This is a genomic window from Shewanella sp. SR44-4 (genome assembly GCF_014163715.1).
In the GTDB taxonomy this organism is placed as follows: Bacteria; Pseudomonadota; Gammaproteobacteria; order Enterobacterales; family Shewanellaceae; genus Shewanella.
This window is the reverse complement of sequence record NZ_JACJDU010000001.1, coordinates 44,158-66,742: the sequence shown is the minus strand read 5'-3', so window position 1 is coordinate 66,742 and position 22,585 is coordinate 44,158. Positions and strand designations below refer to the sequence as shown.

The 22,585-nt window shown below is 40.5% G+C and carries 22 protein-coding genes; 20 read left to right on the top strand and 2 right to left on the bottom strand.

Annotation, left to right across the window (positions count from 1 at the left end; genetic code table 11):
* Window positions 1–177 precede the first annotated feature (177 nt).
* The 14 genes from H5125_RS00270 to H5125_RS00205 all read left to right on the top strand — a co-directional run bounded on the left by H5125_RS00270 (window position 178) and on the right by H5125_RS00205 (window position 10,946).
* Window positions 178–1,140, top strand: coding sequence for a calcium/sodium antiporter (locus H5125_RS00270; protein ID WP_182743139.1), 963 nt, complete (start codon window positions 178–180; stop codon window positions 1,138–1,140).
* 44 nt (window positions 1,141–1,184) lie between these two features.
* Complete coding sequence (locus H5125_RS00265; RefSeq protein WP_101085187.1) at window positions 1,185–2,162, top strand: KpsF/GutQ family sugar-phosphate isomerase; 978 nt, start codon at window positions 1,185–1,187, stop codon at window positions 2,160–2,162.
* Window positions 2,163–2,164: 2 nt separating this feature from the next.
* Window positions 2,165–2,731 (top strand): 3-deoxy-manno-octulosonate-8-phosphatase KdsC, encoded by a 567-nt coding sequence (gene kdsC, locus H5125_RS00260; protein WP_162023893.1) that lies wholly within the window; start codon window positions 2,165–2,167, stop codon window positions 2,729–2,731.
* Entirely contained in the window at window positions 2,728–3,288 is a 561-nt protein-coding gene (gene lptC, locus H5125_RS00255; protein ID WP_182743137.1) for an LPS export ABC transporter periplasmic protein LptC, read from the top strand. Before kdsC ends, lptC begins: the two co-directional genes overlap by 4 nt.
* Window positions 3,275–3,856, top strand: coding sequence for a lipopolysaccharide transport periplasmic protein LptA (gene lptA, locus H5125_RS00250; protein ID WP_101085184.1), 582 nt, complete (start codon window positions 3,275–3,277; stop codon window positions 3,854–3,856). Before lptC ends, lptA begins: the two co-directional genes overlap by 14 nt.
* Entirely contained in the window at window positions 3,853–4,584 is a 732-nt protein-coding gene (lptB, locus tag H5125_RS00245; protein ID WP_011638813.1) for an LPS export ABC transporter ATP-binding protein, read from the top strand. Before lptA ends, lptB begins: the two co-directional genes overlap by 4 nt.
* Window positions 4,585–4,726: 142 nt before the next feature.
* Complete coding sequence (locus H5125_RS00240) at window positions 4,727–6,211, top strand: RNA polymerase factor sigma-54 (RefSeq protein ID WP_182743136.1); 1,485 nt, start codon at window positions 4,727–4,729, stop codon at window positions 6,209–6,211.
* A 25-nt stretch (window positions 6,212–6,236) separates the two neighbouring features.
* Window positions 6,237–6,524 carry a ribosome hibernation promoting factor gene (gene hpf, locus H5125_RS00235; protein WP_101085183.1) on the top strand — a complete coding sequence of 96 codons (288 nt, stop codon included), beginning with the start codon at window positions 6,237–6,239 and terminating at the stop codon, window positions 6,522–6,524.
* A gap of 2 nt (window positions 6,525–6,526) precedes the next feature.
* A complete protein-coding gene (gene ptsN / locus H5125_RS00230) occupies window positions 6,527–6,970 on the top strand; it encodes a PTS IIA-like nitrogen regulatory protein PtsN (protein ID WP_011638816.1) in 444 nt (147 codons plus the stop codon).
* The gene (gene rapZ, locus H5125_RS00225; RefSeq protein WP_101085182.1) at window positions 6,967–7,830 is read left to right on the top strand and encodes an RNase adapter RapZ; all 864 of its coding nucleotides are present in this window, start codon (window positions 6,967–6,969) and stop codon (window positions 7,828–7,830) included. The genes ptsN and rapZ overlap by 4 nt, the downstream gene beginning before the upstream one ends.
* Window positions 7,831–7,850: 20 nt before the next feature.
* The gene (locus H5125_RS00220) at window positions 7,851–8,126 is read left to right on the top strand and encodes an HPr family phosphocarrier protein (RefSeq protein WP_101085181.1); all 276 of its coding nucleotides are present in this window, start codon (window positions 7,851–7,853) and stop codon (window positions 8,124–8,126) included.
* Between the two features lie 511 nt (window positions 8,127–8,637).
* Window positions 8,638–10,002, top strand: a complete 1,365-nt coding sequence (mgtE, locus tag H5125_RS00215) for a magnesium transporter (RefSeq protein ID WP_182743134.1) — start codon at window positions 8,638–8,640, stop codon at window positions 10,000–10,002.
* A 520-nt stretch (window positions 10,003–10,522) separates the two neighbouring features.
* Window positions 10,523–10,675, top strand: a complete 153-nt coding sequence (locus H5125_RS00210) for a hypothetical protein (RefSeq protein WP_157822764.1) — start codon at window positions 10,523–10,525, stop codon at window positions 10,673–10,675.
* A 19-nt stretch (window positions 10,676–10,694) separates the two neighbouring features.
* Window positions 10,695–10,946, top strand: a complete 252-nt coding sequence (locus tag H5125_RS00205) for a transposase (RefSeq protein WP_101085179.1) — start codon at window positions 10,695–10,697, stop codon at window positions 10,944–10,946.
* A gap of 1,424 nt (window positions 10,947–12,370) precedes the next feature.
* Here H5125_RS00205 and H5125_RS00200 read toward each other — a convergent pair.
* Complete coding sequence (locus tag H5125_RS00200; RefSeq protein WP_182743132.1) at window positions 12,371–14,860, bottom strand: EAL domain-containing protein; 2,490 nt, start codon at window positions 14,858–14,860, stop codon at window positions 12,371–12,373.
* A gap of 419 nt (window positions 14,861–15,279) precedes the next feature.
* Here H5125_RS00200 and H5125_RS00195 point away from each other — a divergent pair, with 419 nt between their 5' ends.
* The 3 genes from H5125_RS00195 (at window position 15,280) to H5125_RS00185 (ending at window position 18,485) form a co-directional block, all read left to right on the top strand.
* Window positions 15,280–15,930: a hypothetical protein gene (locus H5125_RS00195; protein WP_182743130.1), complete on the top strand. Its 651-nt coding sequence runs from the start codon at window positions 15,280–15,282 to the stop codon at window positions 15,928–15,930.
* Between the two features lie 245 nt (window positions 15,931–16,175).
* The gene (locus tag H5125_RS00190; protein ID WP_157822763.1) at window positions 16,176–17,153 is read left to right on the top strand and encodes an ABC transporter substrate-binding protein; all 978 of its coding nucleotides are present in this window, start codon (window positions 16,176–16,178) and stop codon (window positions 17,151–17,153) included.
* A 3-nt stretch (window positions 17,154–17,156) separates the two neighbouring features.
* Window positions 17,157–18,485, top strand: coding sequence for a diguanylate cyclase domain-containing protein (locus H5125_RS00185; RefSeq protein ID WP_182743128.1), 1,329 nt, complete (start codon window positions 17,157–17,159; stop codon window positions 18,483–18,485).
* Here H5125_RS00185 and H5125_RS00180 read toward each other — a convergent pair.
* Window positions 18,455–19,030 carry a hypothetical protein gene (locus tag H5125_RS00180; RefSeq protein ID WP_182743119.1) on the bottom strand — a complete coding sequence of 192 codons (576 nt, stop codon included), beginning with the start codon at window positions 19,028–19,030 and terminating at the stop codon, window positions 18,455–18,457. The two genes, H5125_RS00185 and H5125_RS00180, sit on opposite strands and share 31 nt — an antisense overlap.
* Window positions 19,031–19,517: 487 nt before the next feature.
* On the opposite strand from H5125_RS00180, the gene ubiD reads away from it, so the two are divergent.
* The 3 genes from ubiD (at window position 19,518) to H5125_RS00165 (ending at window position 22,485) form a co-directional block, all read left to right on the top strand.
* Window positions 19,518–20,999: a 4-hydroxy-3-polyprenylbenzoate decarboxylase gene (gene ubiD / locus H5125_RS00175; RefSeq protein WP_101085174.1), complete on the top strand. Its 1,482-nt coding sequence runs from the start codon at window positions 19,518–19,520 to the stop codon at window positions 20,997–20,999.
* 80 nt (window positions 21,000–21,079) lie between these two features.
* Entirely contained in the window at window positions 21,080–21,778 is a 699-nt protein-coding gene (fre, locus tag H5125_RS00170) for an NAD(P)H-flavin reductase (RefSeq protein WP_101085173.1), read from the top strand.
* A gap of 128 nt (window positions 21,779–21,906) precedes the next feature.
* Window positions 21,907–22,485, top strand: coding sequence for a nucleoside triphosphate pyrophosphohydrolase family protein (locus H5125_RS00165; RefSeq protein WP_101085172.1), 579 nt, complete (start codon window positions 21,907–21,909; stop codon window positions 22,483–22,485).
* The last annotated feature ends 100 nt before the right edge of the window (window positions 22,486–22,585 follow it).

Below are 22,585 nucleotides of genomic sequence, written 5' to 3'. Positions count from 1 at the left end.
AGATAACAGCCTTCCTTGCTTTAAGTTGAAGAGTAAATTGTACTGTAATTGTCGATTAAGCGACAACTATATCCATATCAACACGCTTCATTACCAGAGCAATTACTGTGCAATGCTTTCAATTTGATAGAAATCCAGCGAAAATAGTCGTTAATTAAATACTACTATCGGAATCACATGCTAGTTAATATCCTAATGTTAGTTGTTGGCCTTGCTGTTTTAGTTTGGAGTGCGGATAGATTTGTCTATGGGGCGGCGGCATTTGCCCGCAACTTAGGCTTACCTCCGATGTTAATTGGACTCACCATTGTTGCTATGGGTAGCTCTGCACCTGAAATGTTTGTTGCGGCCACCGCATCAATGGATGGCATGCGTGATACCGCCATTGGTAACGTATTGGGCTCAAACATTGCTAACATTACCTTAATTTTAGGATTAACAGCCTTACTAGGTGCCATTAGCTTAGATTCGAAGACCTTAAAACGCGAAATACCTATCATGCTTGCTGCTACGGTATTTGCCGGTTACACCTTGCATGATAATGTGTTGACACAAACAGAAGGTATCATGCTTATTGCATTACTTTTGTTGTTGATGGGATATTTCATTTGGCAAGCTACTCATGACAAAACCCCAGACAGCTTAGATGATAAACTTGAATCTGAGATCCCTAAAAATGTGCCAACCTTTCATGCTATCATTTGGCTGGTCGTCGGTATTATATTGCTCCCCCTATCAGCAAGTTGGATGGTCGATGGCGCTGTAGGTATTGCAACGTTTTATGGGTTGTCAGATCTTGTGATTGGCTTAACCATTATCGCAGTAGGAACCAGCCTACCAGAATTAGCGGCCTGTATTGCTGGAGTATTAAAAAAAGAACACGACCTTGTCATTGGTAACATTGTTGGGTCTAACTTATTTAACATTCTTGCGGTACTGGCACTACCAGGATTGATCTCCCCTGGTGAAATAGATGCTTCAGCCAGTGGAAGAGACTTCTATATGGTATTAGGCACCAGTGCAGCATTAGCCGTTTTAGTATTATCCAGTGGCGCTAAGCAACAACTTACTCGCTGGCATGGCGCACTATTATTAATCACCTTTATTGCGTACCAAATTGTTGTCTTTCAGTCGCATTAGATTGGAGCATGAAGGTAAAGTATTAAGCTAACAGAGAGAGTCGTATGGTAAATCACACTCAATTTCGTCAATGGGGTCGTAAAGTCATTGATATAGAAAAAGCTGCCTTAGATAATTTATATCAATATGTAGACTCGGTTGAGTTTGACCAAGCATGTCAATTGATCATGCAGTGTAAAGGTAAAGTGATTGTCATGGGGATGGGCAAATCAGGTCATATTGGTAACAAAATATCCGCGACCTTTGCCAGTACCGGCACACCGGCATTTTTTGTTCACCCTGGTGAAGCCAGTCATGGTGATTTGGGCGCATTAGCCAAAAATGACATTGTACTCGCCATTTCCAACTCTGGTGAATCAAGCGAAATACTGACATTAATGCCTGTTATCCAACGTATGGGTGTACCAGTGATTGCGGTGACCGGTAAACCAGACTCCAATATGGCGCGTTTATCCAAAATCCATTTATGCATTCAAGTGCAAGAAGAAGCATGTCCATTAGGATTAGCACCCACTTCCAGCACCACTGCAACACTTGCTATGGGCGATGCATTAGCCATTGCTTTATTACAAGCAAAAGGTTTTACTCGTGATGACTTTGCCTTATCACACCCTGGTGGCTCTCTTGGAAGAAAATTACTTCTAAAAGTCGACGATGTCATGCATAAAGACGATGATTTACCGATCGTCAATGATGATATTTGTATTACTGAGGCACTTTATGAAATATCTAAAAAGGGCCTTGGCATGACGGCAGTAGTCGACCATGCCAATAAACTTGTGGGCATTTTTACCGATGGTGATTTACGCCGGGTTATCGATGCAGACGTGAATCTTCGAATCACTCCTATTGCCCAGGTTATGACCGAAAATTGTGTTACCTGCCCTGCGGGGATTTTAGCCGCACAAGCACTGCAAATCATGGATGAAAAGAGCATCAACGGACTGATTGTCGTTAATGAAAAACATCAACCGATCGGAGCATTAAACATGCTCGATATGGTTAAAGCTGGAGTCATTTAATCATGTCAGAATCAACCTCGTTTCACCAAGGATTTTACGGCCCTGTCAGCAATGATATTTGGCAACGAGCTCAAAAAATCAAACTGTTAATCTGTGATGTCGATGGAGTATTTTCAGATGGACGTATTTACCTCAGTAATGCAGGTGAAGAACTCAAAGCGTTCCATACTCGTGACGGTTATGGTGTGCGTTCTTTGCTTACCAGTGGTATCCATGTTGCCGTGATAACAGGACGTAAATCCAAGATTGTTGAAAACCGCATGACGGCATTAGGTGTAACACATATTTATCAAGGTATTGATAATAAATTTGAGCCTTTTGAGCAATTATTGTCGCTCTATAATGTGACTGCTGATGAAGTGGCTTACATTGGCGATGACATGGTAGACCTACCTGTAATGAAAGCCGTAGGACTAGCCGTTTGTGTCGGTGATGGTCATCCGTTTGTCAAACAACAGTGCCATATGACAACCACCCTCAATGGTGGCCACGGCGCACTGCGTGAACTCACCGATTTATTACTATTAAGCCAAGATAAATTTGCCAGTGCTCATGGTATGAGTATATGAGTAGAGTCACGCTAGGTATTATTGCTTTTTTTGGGCTTGCTTTTATATTGTACTGGCAAGCACAAGTAAAACGCAGTGAAATGGATGCGGTACAAATACGCGGTATTGAGCGCCCAGATTTTGTTGCAGATAACCTACGCACTACAGAATTCAACCAACTAGGTTTCGTCGAAAGTCGAGTCAGCGCCGAACACATGGAGCATTACGCCTCAAGTGACATCACTCACTTTACCAAACCTATTTACCTCATTTACCCTGAAAACGGTAAAGCACAATGGCAATTAAGTGCAGACCGTGGGCAATTGAATAAAAATACCAGCAAAGTCACATTAGAAAATAATGTTATTATTGATGCCATTGATATAGAAGAACCCCTGCAGTCACTGAGTACCCAAGCTATTTCGGTGGATTTAACCACTATGATAGGATCCTCACAAGAGATGGTGTACATCAAAGGTAAAGGGTTTATTATTCAAGGTTTAGGCCTACATGCTGACTTGAATTCGCAAAAATTATCGCTACTAAGCCAGGTAGAAGGAACATATGAGCCACATTAATCGTCTCCACACTCGCGCCAATGTTATGTTATTAAGTAGCATACTTTGTATATTGAGTTTGCCTGCCATAGCGAAACAAGGGGATCTGAAACAAGAATTGAAAATCGCTTCAGTCAGTCAGTCTGCCGACATTAAGAATAATCAAATTGTTTTTAATGGTCCGGTAACGATTGTCCAAGGCACGATTAATATCAATGCAGATCAGTTACGGGCGTTTACCCCTGAAAACACCACCAGCAAGAGATTAATTGCTACTGGCACCCCAGCTACATTTTCACAAGAATTAGATGACGGTAAAATTGGTACCGCAAGTGCTAACGAAATTAGCTATGACCTTGCCACTACTACACTCACATTGACTGGCAACGCCAAATTGGATCAATCTGGTAGCCAGGTTACCGGTAATAAAATCAAGTACAACATCAGTGCTCAAGAGCTGATTGCCGAAAGTACTGGTACAGGACAAGATCGGGTAATCACCATCATTCAACCAGAGAATTTCCAAGACGAGTCAGCGCCAAAGCAAAAACTCCCTGAAATTCCTGTTAACAAGCAGATCAAACCATGACCCAAATTACCTTAACCGCTGAAAATCTAGCTAAAAGCTATAAAGCTCGTCAAGTTGTTAAAGATGTGAGCTTAACGGTTAAAACCGGCCAAATTGTCGGTCTTTTAGGCCCTAATGGTGCAGGTAAAACCACCACCTTTTATATGGTTGTCGGCTTAGTAAAAAGCGATAAAGGCCGAATATTGATTGACGATGACGACCTTACTGCCGATCCAATGCATTTGCGCGCCCGCAAAGGTATAGGTTACTTACCACAAGAAGCCAGTATTTTCCGCAAGCTCACCGTTTACGACAACATAATGGCCGTACTGCAAACTCGCAAAGAGCTCAGCACAGACCAACGTATTGAACAGCTTGAGCACCTACTCGAAGAGTTCCACATTACTCACATACGCGACAGCCAAGGTATGTCGTTATCGGGTGGTGAACGTCGTCGAGTTGAAATTGCGCGCGCTTTAGCTGCTAATCCAAAATTTATTTTGCTTGATGAGCCCTTTGCTGGTGTTGATCCTATTTCGGTCATCGACATTAAAAAAATCATCCAACAACTTAAAAATCGCGGTTTAGGGGTATTAATTACCGACCATAACGTACGTGAAACGCTAGACGTTTGTGAGCGAGCCTATATCGTCAGCCAGGGTAATTTAATTGCCGAAGGCACACCTGATGAGATATTAAGTAATCAACAAGTTCGAGCTGTGTACTTAGGTGAACAATTCAAGCTATAGTTACTTTACTGGCCTTTTAGTCTAGCTAACTCATTTCATTGAACGATACCTAAACAACGTTAAATGTCATTGATGTTTATGGCAATCCATTATAGTTCGAGATTGTCATTTTTATGGAAAATCATCTAGGGATAAGCGGTAAATGAAAGCGTCACTCCAACTTAAAATGGGTCAACACTTAACCATGACCCCACAATTGCAGCAAGCCATTCGCTTACTGCAATTATCGTCATTGGAGCTACAGCAGGAAATCCAACAAGCATTAGATTCAAATCCATTGCTTGAAATAGAAGATGAGTTTTCTGAAGCAAAAGACTCCTTAAAAGAAAACCGCGACCAAGCGGATACAGACTTTAGTGACAACAGTATTGTTAATGTCGAAAAAGACACTTCCACCGTCGACATAACAGAATCCATGACCAAAGAAACCATGGATGATTTAGCCATGGATACCACATGGGATGAAGTATACACAGCCTCACCTATGTCAGGTTCAGGCAGTGCAAGCATGCGCGATGACGACATGCCCTTTCAAGGTGAAACCACCGAAGGTCTGTACGAACACTTAGAATGGCAAAAAAATCTCACTCCATTTTCAGACACCGATCTCGCCATTGCCACCGCCATTATTGATGCCATTGATGAACGCGGTTATCTAACCCAAAGTACCGAAGATATTCTCGAAGCCATGGGTGATGAAAATGTGGAACTCGATGAGGTTGAGGCGGTATTAAAACGCGTTCAACACTTTGATCCTGTGGGTGTTGCAGCACGTGATTTAAGCGAATGCCTATTTATTCAATTAGCGCAATACTCTAACGACACACCCCATATCGATAATGCCCGTTTGTTAATTAAAGGCTATTTAGAGTTAATTGCTGGCCGTGATTTCAGATTATTGATGCGTAAAACAAAACTAAAAGAAAATGAGTTACGTGACGCAATCACTCTAATCCAGACACTCAATCCTCGTCCGGGCTTATTAATTACCCCCATGGATGATGAATACGTGATTCCCGATGTCACAGTATTAAAGAAAAATGGCCGTTGGGTAGTAGAGTTAAACCCAGACAACATGCCTAAAATTGGTGTTAATCAGCAATATGCAGCCATGGCTAGAGGCAGTAAAAACCCGTCGGATAGTCAATTTATTCGAGGCCATCTGCAAGAGGCTAAATGGTTTATTAAAAGTATTGAAAGCCGTAATGATACTTTACTTAAAGTGGCAAATTGCATTGTGCAATTTCAGCAAGGCTTTTTTGAATATGGCGAAGAAGCCATGAAGCCTATGGTGCTCAATGATATCGCTGAAGCCGTAGAAATGCATGAATCGACCATTTCACGAGTCACCACACAAAAATATATGCACACCCCTCGTGGCTTATTTGAACTAAAATACTTCTTCTCTAGCCATGTCAGTACTGACGATGGCGGGGAATGCTCATCAACGGCCATTCGTGCTTTTATCAAAAAGCTGGTTGCCGCAGAAAACCAGAAAAAACCACTGAGTGACAGTAAAATGGCTCAGCTTCTGGCAGAACAGGGCATAAACGTTGCTCGTCGTACGATAGCAAAATACCGTGAAGCAATGATGATCCCGCCCTCAAACCAACGTAAGAGTTTATAACCTACTAGGCAATGGAGGATTTTTTATGCAAATAAGTCTGACTGGACGTCATGTCGAAATAACAGAATCTTTACGTGAATACATCCACAGTAAATTTTCAAAGCTTGAACGACACTTCGATCAGATCCATAATGTACACGTTGTGCTCAATGTAGAAAAATTACAACAAAAAGCAGAAGCCAAAATCAACATTAATGGCGCAGAAATTTTTGCAATGTCAGAAAGTACTGATATGTATGCTGCAATAGACGCCCTGATCGATAAACTCGACCGTCAGGTAATTAAACACAAAGAGAAGAATACAAAACACTAACGATGGAACTTTGTACCATTCTGCAGCCGGAATGCACTACCTGTGCCACACCGGGCAGTAAGAAAAAAGTACTGGAACTCATCAGCAATTTAGTCGCTGCCCAGTACCCAACCCTGTCTTCGCAAGAGGTTTTTGAAAGCCTGTTAGCGAGAGAGAAAATGGGTAGCACAGGTATAGGAAATGGCATTGCGATACCTCATGGTAGATTAACGACCATCGATCACCCTATCGCGATATTTATTAAATGTGAAGAAGCCATTGCCTTTGATGCAATCGATAAGCAACCCGTGGATCTTTTATTTGCTTTGTTAGTCCCTGCAGACCAGTGCCAACAACATTTAGGCACGTTATCGAGCATGGCCCAAAAGTTAAGCGATAAGCAAATATTGAAACAGCTTCGTAAAACTCACGACGCAACAGAACTTTATCAGGTTATTACTGCATGAAACTAGTTATAGTATCGGGACGTTCAGGCTCAGGGAAATCCGTTGCCCTGAGAGTATTAGAAGACCTAGGATATTATTGTGTTGATAATTTGCCTTTACCACTCATTGGCACATTATTAGCCCAGCTTAAAGGCAGTAATGATTTGGTTGCGATTAGCGTTGATGTTCGTAACATTGCAGAACAAGGTAAAGTGCTTCAAGACCAATTGGCACTACTTCAAAATGACACTGAAATTATCAGTTTCTTTTTAAATTCCAATGACAAAGTATTGCTTAAACGTTACAGCGAAACACGTCGATTACACCCGTTATCTAAAAATCATATTTCACTGCAAGAAGCGATAAAACTAGAAGGCCGTTTACTTGAGCCTATCGCAAAAATTGTTGATCACTATATCGACACTTCTGCGCTAAATATCTACGAATTAAGCGACCAAGTTAGGCAAATATTATTAGGCAGTGTTGATAAAGAGTTAGTGATTAACTTTGAATCTTTTGGCTTTAAACACGGCATGCCGACAGAAGCAGATTTTATGTTTGATGTACGCTTTTTACCCAACCCACATTGGGAAATAGAACTGCGTCCATTTACGGGTTTAGACGAGCCCGTACAAGAATTTTTAGGTCGTCAGCCATTAGTTAATAAATTTATTTGGCAAATTGAAAACCTATTTGAAACTTGGATGCCGCATTTAGAACGTAACAATCGCAGTTACCTTACCATCGCGATTGGTTGTACTGGTGGTCAGCACCGTTCGGTATATATTGCAGATCAATTAGCAAAACGATTTCGACAAGGCAGTAAACACACAGTTAATGCTCGCCACAGAGAATTAAATATCAGTGATACTAATAACTAAGTGAGCATAGGATCGCGTCAATGATCAAACTTGAACGCCAAGTGACCATTTCAAATAAATTGGGGTTACACGCCCGTGCCGCCACAAAACTCGCGATGTTAGCGGCGGATTTTGATGCTAACATCACCTTAACTCAAGGCGAAAAAAACGCCAGCGCAGCTAGCGTACTTGGGCTATTAATGCTTGAAAGTGGTATCGGTAAAATGATTACGGTGACAGCTCAAGGCCCAGATGCTGAAGTGGCATTAAACGCAGTGTGCGATCTCATTAATGCTAAATTTGATGAATCTTGTTAATTTTTTAATCGCATTGAATTTATAAATAGCCTGTAATGTGTGAATAGCTGCAAGTTACTCATGCTTTAAGCCACCGTCATCCTTATTTTATGCGGCCTCTAAATGACTAGGCCATACTAACCAAACTGTCACGACATTGATGATCACCAGTAGACATCAGTCCCTCAAAAATATTAGCCCTTAGGTTTATCTCTCGCAGTTGATACCAATCTCATTAGTATCAGTTCATTCTGCGGGAGTTAGCGTTTAACATGATAAAGACATTACCGCTTCTAGCAACGGATCCAGTGCAACTCTGTTTCCGTGACGTGGTACGTCTATAGTATGTAAAGCAGCATTGGCTGCTGCAGAATTTCACCGCAGAAGTCATTTAAGTATTTTATTTCTGCATTTCATTGTCTTACGTAAAGACAGCTATTTCTGCATTTATACGCCTTGAACTGTACAACCTGAGAAACCCAGAATAATGACATACTGAATAATATAAGTATGACGAATAGGAAGTAGATATATGGGTAAAGAGTACCTAGACAATGAGATAACAGAACAACGTCTCAATCAACTCGTTCAAGCACTAGACAGTGGTCTGTTTGTCCATGCCCGTAACATGCTACATACCATGTCACCTAACGATGTCGCCCTTATTCTCGAATCATCACCGCCCAAAAATCGTCAGGTGTTATGGCAACTCATTGACCAACAATATGCTGGGGAAATTCTTGACGAATTAGGTGAAGAACTTAAAGATTCACTTATTAGCAGCATGACACCAGAGAAGCTTGCCCAGGCCACAATAGGCATGGATACAGATGACATGGCCTATATTCTTCGCAGTTTACCCGATAATGTTTACAAGAAAGTGCTCAAATCAATGCGAAGCCAAGACCGGGATAGAGTAGAGCAAGCATTGCGTTACCCAGATGATACTGCCGGCAGTATCATGAATACTGATACCGTCACCCTAAGACCAGATGTCAATATCGAAGTGGTATTACGCTATTTACGTCAACGGGGAAATTTACCTGATACGACTGATACTTTATATGTTGTGGATCGCCATGATCATGTTTTAGGCGGAGTAAGATTAGCTGATTTACTCACATGCGATCCAAGCGTAACGGTCCGCAGTATTATGGACACAGAATTAGAAAGTATTCCTGTAGAGATGTCCGATAAAGATGTGGCGCAAAAATTTGAACGGATGGATTGGATATCTGCCCCAGTCGTCGACAGCCAAGCAAAATTGCTTGGTCGAATTACTATCGATGACGTTATTGATGTCATCCGCGAGGATGCCGAACATTCAATGATGGGAATGGCAGGGATGGATGATGATGAAGATACCTTTGGCCCTGTGCTTAAAAGCACTCTGAGACGCTCTCTATGGCTAACCATCAATCTATTTGCAGCATTACTAGCCTCATCTGTCAGTAACATGTTTGAAGGTACCTTAGAGCAATTCGCCACCATCGCAATTTTAATGACCATTGTACCGAGTATGGGAGGCGTTGCGGGTAATCAAACCCTAGCACTCGTCATCCGCGGGATTGCACTTGGGCATATTGGCCAAAGTAACTCACGCTGGTTAATTGGTAAGGAATTAAGCATCGGATTATTGAACGGTTTAATGTGGTCTGTATTGGTCTTTTTTGCGGTATGGCTTTGGAAAGACGACATCGCATTAGGTGGATTAATTGGCAGTGCCATGCTGATTAATATGACGGTAGCAGGCTTTGCTGGCGCCACTATCCCCATAATGTTAAAAAAGCTAAATATCGATCCTGCGTTGGCGGGGGGTATGGTGTTAACGACGGTAACCGATGTCGTTGGCTTATTTGCATTTTTGGGCCTAGCTACATTATTTTTAATGCACTAAACCATTGATTTAAATCGTACATATCATGTCGTCCAACGAAATTGCGCTATCTAGTGCAATTTTACGGACGTCGGCGGCGTCGCTATACACATAAGTCTTTTTCACACATAAGCTCATTTACCAAGCGCTTAGTACTCTGATCACTTTTGCAGCTATGTCTGCAGCCTCACTTTGTTAACGTTTTTCAAACCATCAACTGGCAACAACTCATTCGGTGAAAACCTTGCCTTCATCTTGTCATTAAGGTGACCTTTTTTTGCCATATTTGTCATCCATACTGCGCTACGACAATCACAACCGTAATGTGTTGCCGGCAGCACATGCTCACCACATTAGTGCAATTGCACCAATCTGGTTGGCGACGCAAAAATAACAAAACTACAGGTAATAGTTAATGCACTGATAAATAACAACTAAAAATATTTATCAAAGTTGGCACAAGCTTTCCATATAAGAAATACGTACCTACTAAGTAGTAGTTTATTTTTTAAGCAGTCCATTGTAATTGTAGGAGATAGCGATGAATAAAATAACCGTAACACGTAGCATTATATCGATAAATGTCATGGTCAATAATGTCATTGCACAATGCCGTCAAAACATTTTTTTCTTAGCACATCTCGGTTGCAGTCAGTGGGATGAAGTTGAAACTCGCTCAGGTAAACATAGATAAATCGGAAGGAAATTATTTGATGAATATGTCAAATGCAAGACAGTATCCAATCGACTTACAAAGACAAGTGATTAATGAGGTCAAAAACCATAATCGATTATTATCCGACGTAGCAAAACAATATGGCGTGTCGGCTAAAACGGTTTATCAATGGGTGAGAAGTAACGATAGTCGCCAAACTGAAAGCAAGGGCGCGATCGTATCAGAAATAGCCTATTTACAACAAAAGATTGCCCAGTTAAGTCAACAATTACAAACAATGGCAAGTTAGTAACATTAACTGTTTTGGCAAGGATGTTTGATCGTATTAACAACTCGTCCCCCAGCAAGTTGATAACACAGCAACAAACATTCTAATAAAAAATAAGCGCAAAATATCTTGCATCCTTGCCGCTTTATCGCTCTACCGTTAGCCGTTAAGGAAGGCAGCTAACATAACAGTTCAGGCGTTATTGGGTCCCCAGACTCTATAATCCAATAACGTCATTTTTATTAAGGTGTTTTACAGATCTAAATATCAAAACCGTTTTGGCAAGGATGTTTGATCGTATTAACAACTCGTCCCCCAGCAAGTTGATAACACACAGCAACAAACATTCTAATAAAAAATAAGCGCAAACTATCTTGCATCCTTGCCGCTTTATCGCTCTACCGTTAGCCGTTAAGGAAGGCAGCTAACATAACAGTTCAGGCGTTATTGGGTCCCCAGACTCTATTAATCTAATAACGTCATTTTTATTAAGGTGTTTTACAGATCTAAATATCAAAACCGTTTTGGCAAGGATGTTTGACCGTGTTAACAACTCGTCCCCCAGCAAGTTGATAACGCACAGCAACAAACATTCTAATAAAAATAAGCGCAAACTATCTTGCATCCTTGCCGCTTTATTGCTTTACCGTTAGCCGTCAAGAAGACAGCTAACACAACAGTTCAGGCGTTATTGAGTCCCCAGACTCTATAATCCAATAACGTCATTTTTATTAAGGTGTTTTACGGATCTAAATATCAAAACCGTTTTGGCAAGGATGTTTGACCGTGTTAACAACGCGTCCCCCAGCAAGTTGATAACGCACAGCAACAAACATTCTAATAAAAATAAGCGCAAACTATCTTGCATCCTTGCCGCTTTATTGCTCTACCGTTAGCCGTTAAGGAAGGCAGCTAACACAACAGTTCAGGCGTTATTGGGTCCCCAGACTCTATTAATCTAATAACGTCATTTTTATTAAGGTGTTTTACGGATCTAAATATCAAAACCGTTTTGGCAAGGATGTTTGACCGTGTTAACAACTCGTCCCCCAGCAAGTTGATAACGCACAGCAACAAACATTCTAATAATAATAAGCGCAAACTATCTTGCATCCTTGCCGCTTTATCGCTCTACCGTTAGCCGTTAAGGAAGGCAGCTAACACAACAGTTCAGGCGTTATTGGGTCCCCAGACTCTATAATCCAATAACGTCATTTTTATTCCAGCCTCTGGCTGACAAGCTCAAAACAATAATAATCACGAGCTTGATAACACTCTGGAGCATCAATTGGTACAGGTTGATCGCATTGGAGTGTTGGATACCCCAGTGGCATAAATAGAACCACAGACAATGCAAACAAAAGCCCCAACGCAAAGGATGCAATGGGGCTTTTTCATTTCTATTAACTCAAAAACAGCTTAAGCTTAACTGAATAAGCCACCGCTTATTCATCGACGGAATTTACACCTTTAACACATTTATTGCTCTGCGATATGAAGGCTTCAAAATCAGAGCTATTGAGTGGGCGACTAAACAAATAACCTTGACCCATAAAACATCCTAATTCAACTAATGCGTGGCTTTGCGCTTCAGTTTCAACACCTTCGGCAATTAGCACTAACCCCATCGACTTACCCAACGAAATAATCGTCTTCACAATTTCATAATCATGTTTATTGTTGAGCATATCTTTCACAAACGACATATCAATTTTCATTACATCAACATTAAACTTTTTCAAATAGGCCAAGCTGGAATAACCAGTACCAAAATCGTCAATAGCAATCTTAATCCCTAATGATATTAACTCACTCAACTTGTTTTGCATGTCCGCTGCATCAATCATCAATGCAGTTTCGGTAATTTCCAATTCAAGTAAATGTGCCGGTAAATTATGCTCCAATAGTGCTTTCTTGATCATATCGGCTAAGTCGGGATCAGCAAACTGTGCCGCGGCCACATTTACCGAAATAGGAATCGTATAGCCCATTTCTAACCAACGTTTAGCTTCAGCACAGGCCTTATTAAGCACTTGTTTACCTAGCATAATAATTAAACCGGACTCTTCCGCTAATGGAATAAACTCTGCGGGAGAGATAAGCTCACCCTCATCATTGGCCAGTCTAACAAGAGCCTCAGCACCAATAATAATGTTTGTCTGTAAATCAATTTTAGGTTGATAATGCACAAAAAGTTCATCATTAATTAATGCTTTTCTTAAACGAGTCTCTAAATGATGGCGCTCCATAAGCGAACTTTCTAAATCATGCGAGAAAAAGCAGAAACGATTTCGGCCTTCCTGTTTGGCACGGTACATTGCCACGTCCGCATGCCTCATTAACTCCTCGGCATCTAAAGCATCATTTGGGAACACACTAACACCAATACTTATCGATACATTAAACTTCTGATTATCAAGAATAAAAGGTTCATGCATCGCTTCAACTAATGTAGATGCTAATTGCGAAGAGGCCTCAACAGAGCGAGTCTCGCTCATTAAAATCACAAATTCGTCACCACCTAATCTCGCTAATGTATATGAGGCAGGTATTAATGTGCGTATTCGTCTTGCCATCATACAAATGAGCTCATCACCATATTGGTGGCCTAAGGAATCATTAAGGTATTTAAAATGATCAATATCGATTAATAGTGCAGCTGCTTTGGTGCCATAAGATCTTGCTGTAGAACACGCCACGCTTAACCTATCTTGAAGTAATATCCGATTAGGTAAATCAGTTAACTGATCATGGTTGGCTAAATGGCTCATTTTCATCGCCATCGCCATCGCTTCACTCACATCATGAAACACCATAATGGCGCCAATCATTTCACCATTTTCATTACGGATTGGCGCGGCAGAATCCTCCACATAAAAAACATGCCCTCCACGTGACGTAAGTAGGCTGTTTAGCGCCATTGCCACAATGCGCTGCTCGCGAAGAGCTAAATATAACGGGTTCAATAATGGCTGCTGAGTATCAGAATCTTTCAAATGCATCACATTTTCAATTTTTTGATGTAATGCCTCTTTTAACCGCCAACCCGTCATGCGCTCCGCAATTGGGTTCATAAAAGTAATAAGCCCTCTTGTGTCAGTCGCAATAACAGCATCACCAATAGAATTGAGTGTTACTCGAAGACGCTCCTTTTCAGAGTACAGCGCTTGCTTAGCATGCTTTACTTCAGAGACGTCAACAACAGTAACCAAGTAGCCATCGACTCCAGCACTTGATTTCATTTTGGACTGAAAGACTTCATAAAAGCTCATACCGTCACGGTTAGGGACTGTGACAATGTACTTTAATGCATCTGAGGTAATATGACGGTGATGATTTAAAATTGCATTACTGAGCGCTTCAGGAAAAATAGTCGAAATATGCTTGTTTTTAACATCACCGACCAAGCTATCAAACCACAAACCAGTGTTGTCATTACTAAATAAATTCTGACCTAAATCATCCCAATAGGTAATAAGCATTGGGACTTGATTAACTAATTGTTGTAGCTCTTCTTTAGCTTTAATAATTAATTGGTTTTGCTGCCTAAATTTAAGTTGTGTATGGACTCGTAAACAACAAATAGAAGCGTTAAAAGGTTTAGTAATAAAATCGACCCCACCACTTTCTAGCGCCAACCTTTCAAATTCAGGCTCAGTGTGGCCGGTAATAAAAATAATTGGAATATCGCTAAATAATGGATTAGCTTTGAGTGCACGACACACTTCCCATCCATCCATGTCAGGCATCTCAATATCGAGTAAAATGACATCAGGCTTAATTTTATCCACTAACGCGAGTGCATTAGTGCCAGACTCTGAAAAAAAGATATTACCAAGAGGCGACAAAATATCTTCCAGCATAAATATATTTTGAATATTATCGTCAATAATCAGAATTTTATAAACAGTATTGGATAAACCCGATAACAACATAGAAAAATAACTCCCTTATTTTCAGCTAGATAACATCCATTTAATCTTAAGGTTATCTGTAACCAACATACATTTATAATAGCTTAATTTTTTTACGTCTATCAATAATAGGCAGCAACGTAACCCACTACCTTAATTTAATGAAAACAACACCTACATAATAAGTACATTATGTTAACTTAGTCGATACCAAATGTGCTTGATCATAAAAGATATGAATACGCGAAAACGACATAAACACAAAAATGGTACACAGTTTCGTTAAGTAATATATTTGCACAGCATGTATCCAACGTGCATCTTAATATCTGCCTACATACTAGCGCGACCATATTCAGATAGACAATTGAGTTATCGTTATTGAGAGGCTGTTGAAACACTCATAGGCAATACAGGTAGACTAATTAGATGAGTTTGAAATGAACATGAGTAATACTGAACGACGTACCACGCTATTTTGTGCAGAGCATCAGCTTGAATATCATCAGGCTGTTAATCGTTTTAGCGGCAATAAATCCACCTATTTTAAGTCTGTTCAGCTGTTGATTAATGACTTAACCTTGTACATCCAACAAACCATGGCTTCACCGAACATTCCGGCGGACTTTGCACCTATGCTGCATACACTAAAAAGTTCTGCTGCTACTTTAGGTTTCACCGAATTAGCCTGCTACGCACGAAACCATGAAATTAAACTAGCACACTACTCTCCTACTGAATTTAGCCAGTTTCATAAGATATTATTGGCGAAATTAACCACGAATAAAGATCTAGCGATAATGCTAGCCTCCTTGCTAGAAATGGAATTACAAGCATCAAATAGCCAAGAGAACATGCCGATATTAGCAGTGAACAGCGAATTTATTATGATATATGACACGCTAATGGAAGAAGTTAATCACTATAATATGAATGCCATTAATACATTTGCCAAAATAGCCAACACACTTAACCTCATTGCACCACAACATATTGAATTATTAACACAATCAATTAACCAATTAAAGTTTCAACAAGCAGAAAATATATTAGCTGAGATATTTCCCCGCATATTGAATATTCAACAGTGACACAGACTCATCAGACAAATCATAATGCATTGAAATTAATAAACAAATAAAATATAATCTTGCTTTCCCTATTGCTCACTATAAATAAATTAATGTCATCACTCATACCTTAGTACTAACGCTATTGATTGATATTATTAAAAAATCTTTTGTTTGCAAAAATTTAACATCAAAAAAAAATACATTCGCTACACTTAACCTTATTCACTCCTTATTGAAGTATCTTTATGATCAAAGTGTTGAACATGTTTATCTTAACTTTCATATTAATCGGCATTGTCAGTTGTGACCTTGGTACAAGCAAATCACTTACCGCTTCCGCCCTAAAAGACCCCATTAAAATTGCGGTATCTGGCACACCTCTTTCTGCACCTTTTTTTATTGCACAACAACAAGGTTACTTTAGAGCGAATGGGCTTAATGTTGAGCTAGTGAGATTCGACAGCGGAGTGAAATGCTTTGACGCCCTTAAGAATAAACAAGTTGACCTCGCCACGGCCTCAGAAACTGTGGTCATGTTTAATAGCTTTAAACAAACAAATTTTTCTGTATTAGCCAGTTTTGTCGAATCAGATAATGATCTCAAATTACTGAGTTTAACACCGCAAAAATATCAACAACTGGATAATTTAGCCCACGCACGCATAGGGATAGTAAAAAGCAGTGCCAGTGAGTTTTTTTTCGATAGTTTATTGATTATGTATAACAAAACTCAGCAGCCAATCGAGCGAGTATATTTACCTGCGGAGCAGCTTATTCCGGCGTTATTAAATAATGAGGTTGATATTATTTCAGCTTGGGAGCCCTTAAGTTATTTGTTAACACAACAAGTCCCCTCAAATACCAACGTTATCAGCAGTCGCGGCCTATACCACTTATCGTTTAACTTAATCGAGCTTAAAGAGACAAGGCTATCAACTACAGAAAAGTTAGCGCTACTCAAATCAATTAACGACGCAACCGATTATATTCATACACACCCAGATCTTGCTCAGACGAAAATTAGCCGTGTATTAGATATCGATCAATCCCAACTTAGTTATTCCTGGAATGATTATACTTTTCGGTTATCACTCAGTAATGCACTCTTTTCTAACATCCAAACTCAAAGCCAATGGGCAATTGATAATAAATTAGTCTCTGAAGAGAATAGTGTTGATTTTAGGCAGATTCTTGACCGAAAATTGTTTGAAAAGTTCACCAGTTTAGAGGCGGGATGGTAATCTATGATGTTATCTAAACGTCTAAAACTGACCGCAACACTCTGTTCGCTGCTTACATTGATTGTCGGCTTGTCACTGATACAAGTTCACTATTATCAACAACAAATATACCGTCAACTCAATTACTCAATGAAGTTACAAATCAACATTGATAGTTTGCGTAGTCAACTGTGGCTTTACCAAGAGTATACAGATGACCAAGGGTTATCAGAGTTAAATATACGCCAAGCTGAACTGGCCAAAAACCTCTCAGAAGACATTCAATGGGGTACGCAACAAAAACTCATTATTGGAAACCTGAATAGACTGAATACCAATATTAGAGCACTCATTAATACTCAAAATAGCTTTCATAGTAAACAAGTCGATGTGTCATCCACCCTCACAGCAGAACGGTTATTTAAAGCAAAATACAGCATGGTTATTGAAGAGATGACTGAAGAAATGTTTAATCTTCATCAATTATCGATTAAACAAGCGAGCCAAAAACAACAAACGTTATTATTCCTTGTCGGAATGGTGCTATTGATATTAGCGATTCTGGTCACCGTATGGTCATTTATGACACTCATTCGATTTAAGAAAGGGTTAGCCTCACTCAACCAAGGGATGGAAGCACTTGCGGCTGGAGACCTAAAGAGTCAAATTAATTTCAGTGATACCGATGAGTTATCTGCACTCGCCCATAACTTCAATAGAATGAAGCTTTCACTTGCTCAAATCACCATTAAAAAGGATGAATTAAAGCAAGAAGTAGACAGCCAAACCCGTAAATTAATTGAACAACAAGACCAACTCATTTTCTTAGCTGAACATGATGAACTAACCGGTATTTATAACCGTCGCGCATTCATAAAACAAATTGATACTGCTATAGCAAGGGATTTACGCGGAGAAAATCAAGCGGCACTATTATTTATTGACCTTAATAAATTTAAAAATATTAACGACACCCTGGGCCATAGTATTGGTGATGAAGTGATCATGACCATTGCAAAACGTTTGGTTAATAGTCTACGCGCTACCGATATAGTGGGCAGACTCGGCGGCGATGAATTTATCGTTTGGCTTGATATGCTCCCAGAACCAATCGATATAGAACATAAAATAAACCAGCTATTAACCAATATTAAGCAACCGATCATTATTGGGAAGCATACTTTAGAAGTTGGCGCCAGTATCGGAATTAGTATACTGCCAGAACATGGTTTAAATAGCCGAGAACTCATCACTGCAGCCGATACTGCTATGTACCAGGCTAAAGCAGACCATAGCATTGAGTATTGTTTCTATACAGGTAGCTATGGGATATCAACTTTGGCAATCTCATAGGTTTGAGTGTTCCAGTCAAAATAATATTCAACGCCTTGCCATTCATAAACGGTACCGTTCGCGCGCTGAATCACTTTGGCATTTTCAGGTAAACGACTTAACCCAGAAGCATATTGAACTTGGGTAGTCGTTCGCTGCGGCGCAGATATCACTGCAGGTTCAACCACTTGATAGCTTTGGCGAGGTGCAACATTAACCGTTCGATAAGGGTAAAAATTATCGTTGCTGCGACGATATTCGTCTATACCCCAGCGATTGTCATATCGACTGCTATAGCCATTATATCGACTGCCATAGCCATTATATCGACTAAGCCCAATCGTCGGCCCCCAAACACTATTCCAACCAAATCCCCAGCGCCATGGGTCACGATAATGCGAAGAATGACGTCGACCTTGATGTTGATAACCTACCGAATGTGACACTCTATCGCCTAGAGCAATATCCAATGGCACTTTCGCCTGCACAGACAGAGTCAAGCTGCATAGTAAACAAACTCCACTCCCAAAAGACCATAGCAACACAGGGAATCTATTAATCGGCATACATCACCTCCAGCACATTATCGACATCCACCAGTTTACGCTAAGTCGAGTTAAAGTCGATATCCGTTATGGTTCTGAAATGATAGGTCTACTCAATTATTATTTACACCTATAACCATCATTCACTCCAATAGCATAATCAAACGACTTAGAGAATTTCATTCACTCGATAAACTCTCAATTGATGCCTCCTCAATTGATGTGATTATATTATTGGTATTAACGCTTATAGCCTTTCAAAATGATTAGTTAATAATCAATGACAGTTAATGGTGTGGCACAATAGCCTTAGATAGCTGACTACCTGATGAACTGATTAAATGACATTCAGATATTTACTCTCAAACGAAAAGAACTAATATCCAACCTAACCAGTATTGAACCCCGCAGAGCAATACCAATTTATATGGATTGGTATTAACCCTATATTAGAAAAATGCTATAGTGCGCGCCATATTGGTTTGGATTTCATTTACAGGCGGTAAACATGAGTTTTAAAGATTTACGCAGCTTCATCGATCATTTGGAAAAAAATGGCGAGTTAAAGCGCATTAGCTACCCTGTTGACCCTCATTTAGAAATGACAGAGATCGCCGATCGTGTTTTACGATCAGGAGGCCCCGCACTGTTATTTGAGAATCCGACCAACCATACCATGCCAGTACTGGTTAACTTATTTGGCACGCCTAAACGTGTTGCTATGGCATTGGGTAAAGACGACCCTTTGGCTTTGCGTGAAGTCGGTGAATTATTAGCATTCTTAAAAGAACCTGAGCCACCAAGTGGCTTTAAAGATGCCATCGCCAAAATACCTATGTATAAACAGGCATTAAATATGCCGCCTAAAACAGTGCGTAATCCGCCTTGTCAGCAAGTGGTTAAAACCGGTGATGAAGTTGACCTAACATCGTTGCCAATCCAACATTGCTGGCCTGGAGATGTCGCCCCATTAGTGACTTGGGGACTCACCATCACCAAAGGACCGCGTCAAAAAAGACAAAACCTAGGTATTTATCGTCAACAGTTATTAAGCAAAAACAAGCTGATTATGCGCTGGCTTGATCACCGTGGCGGTGCCTTAGATTTTAAAGACTTTAAACAGCTTCATCCGGGAGAGCGTTATCCTGTCGTAGTGGCATTAGGTAGCGATCCAGTGACCATTTTAGGGGCTGTCACTCCTGTGCCAGACTCCATGAGTGAATATGCTTTTGCAGGTTTACTGCGCGGCGAACGAACTGAAGTCTGTAAAGCCATTAGCTGCGATCTTGAGGTGCCAGCCACCAGCGAGATTATTCTTGAAGGTTATATTGACCCAGATGAGACAGCAGTAGAAGGTCCATATGGCGATCACACTGGCTACTATAACGAAACCGACTCATTCCCAGTATTTACCGTAACTCACATTACTCATCGTAAAGACGCCATTTATCATAGTACCTATACCGGTCGTCCACCTGATGAGCCGGCCATGTTAGGCGTAGCGTTGAACGAAGTATTTGTCCCCATTTTACGTAAGCAGTATCCAGAAATTATTGATTTTTATCTGCCGCCTGAAGGTTGTTCATACCGTATGGCTGTGATTTCAATCCGTAAGCAATATCCTGGTCATGCTAAGCGTGTCATGATGGGGGCCTGGTCATTCTTGCGCCAGTTTATGTATACCAAATTTATCGTTGTTGTTGATGACGATGTCAATTGCCGTGATTGGCAAGATGTTATTTGGGCCATTACTACACGAATGGATCCTATTCGCGATACCATGATGGTAGATAATACTCCAATAGATTATCTTGATTTTGCCTCACCCGTTGCTGGTTTAGGATCTAAGATGGGTTTAGATGCCACTAACAAATGGCCTGGTGAAACCACGCGAGAATGGGGCACCCCTATCGTGATGGATGAAAAGACAAAACAGAGAATTGACCAAATTTGGGATGATCTCGGCATACAAGATATGCCAACATTGTAACTACAGCGATCCGATCAGGGCGTAAATAGCTATAATTAACTCGTTGATAAAAAATTATAAAAGGGTTTAAAGGACGTTAGATGAAAACCATTCGTTGTCAGATAGAAAAAGTCACCCCGTTTAATGACGCTGTATACCAAGTGTTCCTTAAACCCGAAGCAGCCTTTGACTTTAAGGCTGGCCAATACCTAACTGTGGTCATGGGTGAAAAAGACAAACGTCCTTTTTCTATCGCTTCCGCGCCTAATGCAGCGTTAATTGAGTTGCACATTGGTGCCGCGGTTAGCGAAAGTTATCCAATGCAAGTTGTTGAACGCTTACAAACAGCGACACATATTGATATTGAAGCACCTGCTGGCGAAGCTTTTTTACGTAGTGAGAGCCATCGACCACGCATCCTCATTGCAGGCGGTACCGGTTTCTCATATATAAAAAGTATCGTTGAAGCACAGATTGCTAACGGCGAAACCATTAATACTAAACTGTATTGGGGTTGTCGTAACGAAGAAGCTATGTACTATCAAGACATCGCTCGTCAATGGCATGCCGATCATTCTTGGTTAGAGTTTATTCCAGTAGTAGAACTTGCTGACGGTAATTGGGAAGGTAAAAAAGCTAATCTACTCGAGCAGATTAAGCAGGATTTTGTCAGTTTGAATGGCTACGATATCTACATTGCTGGCCGTTTTGATATGGTTGGCACTGCACGAGAATTGTTCCGTGAGCTTGGCATTGAAGAAGCCCATTTGTATGGTGATGCTTTTGCATTTATCAAATAGGCTTTCCCAATAAAACCATTAAAACCGGCTATCTTGCCGGTTTTTTTATCGGTAAATCGACTGATTGCCTTTGTATTCCATGGCTCATTTATTTAAAATTAGCGCACATTTATTAATAAGGTACTCCAATGAAACTCAGTCAACTCACTCAGCCTATCTATGACCATTTATATCGCGATATTTTTGAGTTTCGCAGTACTTTTGATTTACCGGTTAACGACAGTGCTAGCCTAGACGACAAAGCTGATACCTTACACACCTCATTAATTATTGAAGAAATGACCGAGCTTGCAGAAGCAGACTCTCGCATGGAACAAGCTGATGCGATTGTTGACTCTGTCTATGTGTTAATGGGTCGTTTAGTGCACATAGGTGCGTCTCAGGTAAGCGATCGTCTAGAGATCAGCTATCTTATCGATTTATTGCTTAACGTGGCTAAAAACCGTGAAATAGACTTTATCCAATGCTGGGATGAAGTGCACTCAAGCAACATGAGCAAAGTATGCCGTAACCAGCAAGAATTGGATGAAACCATTGCCTTTTACGCCAAGCAAGGTGTTGAGATAGTCGGTAGCACTAAAGGTGAGTTTATTATTGCTAAGTGCGCTAAAGATGTCGATATGGCGGGTAAAGTGGTTCGCCAAGGCAAAGTATTAAAATCAGTTTATTATCGCCCTGCAGACTTAACTAAGTTAGTACGAGACTAAGTTAGTGCGAGACTAATCAGCCAATCAACTACAGGGCTTTCACTTGCGAGTACTGATTTACCCATAAAAAATGCGCTTTTATCAGCGCATTTTTTATGGG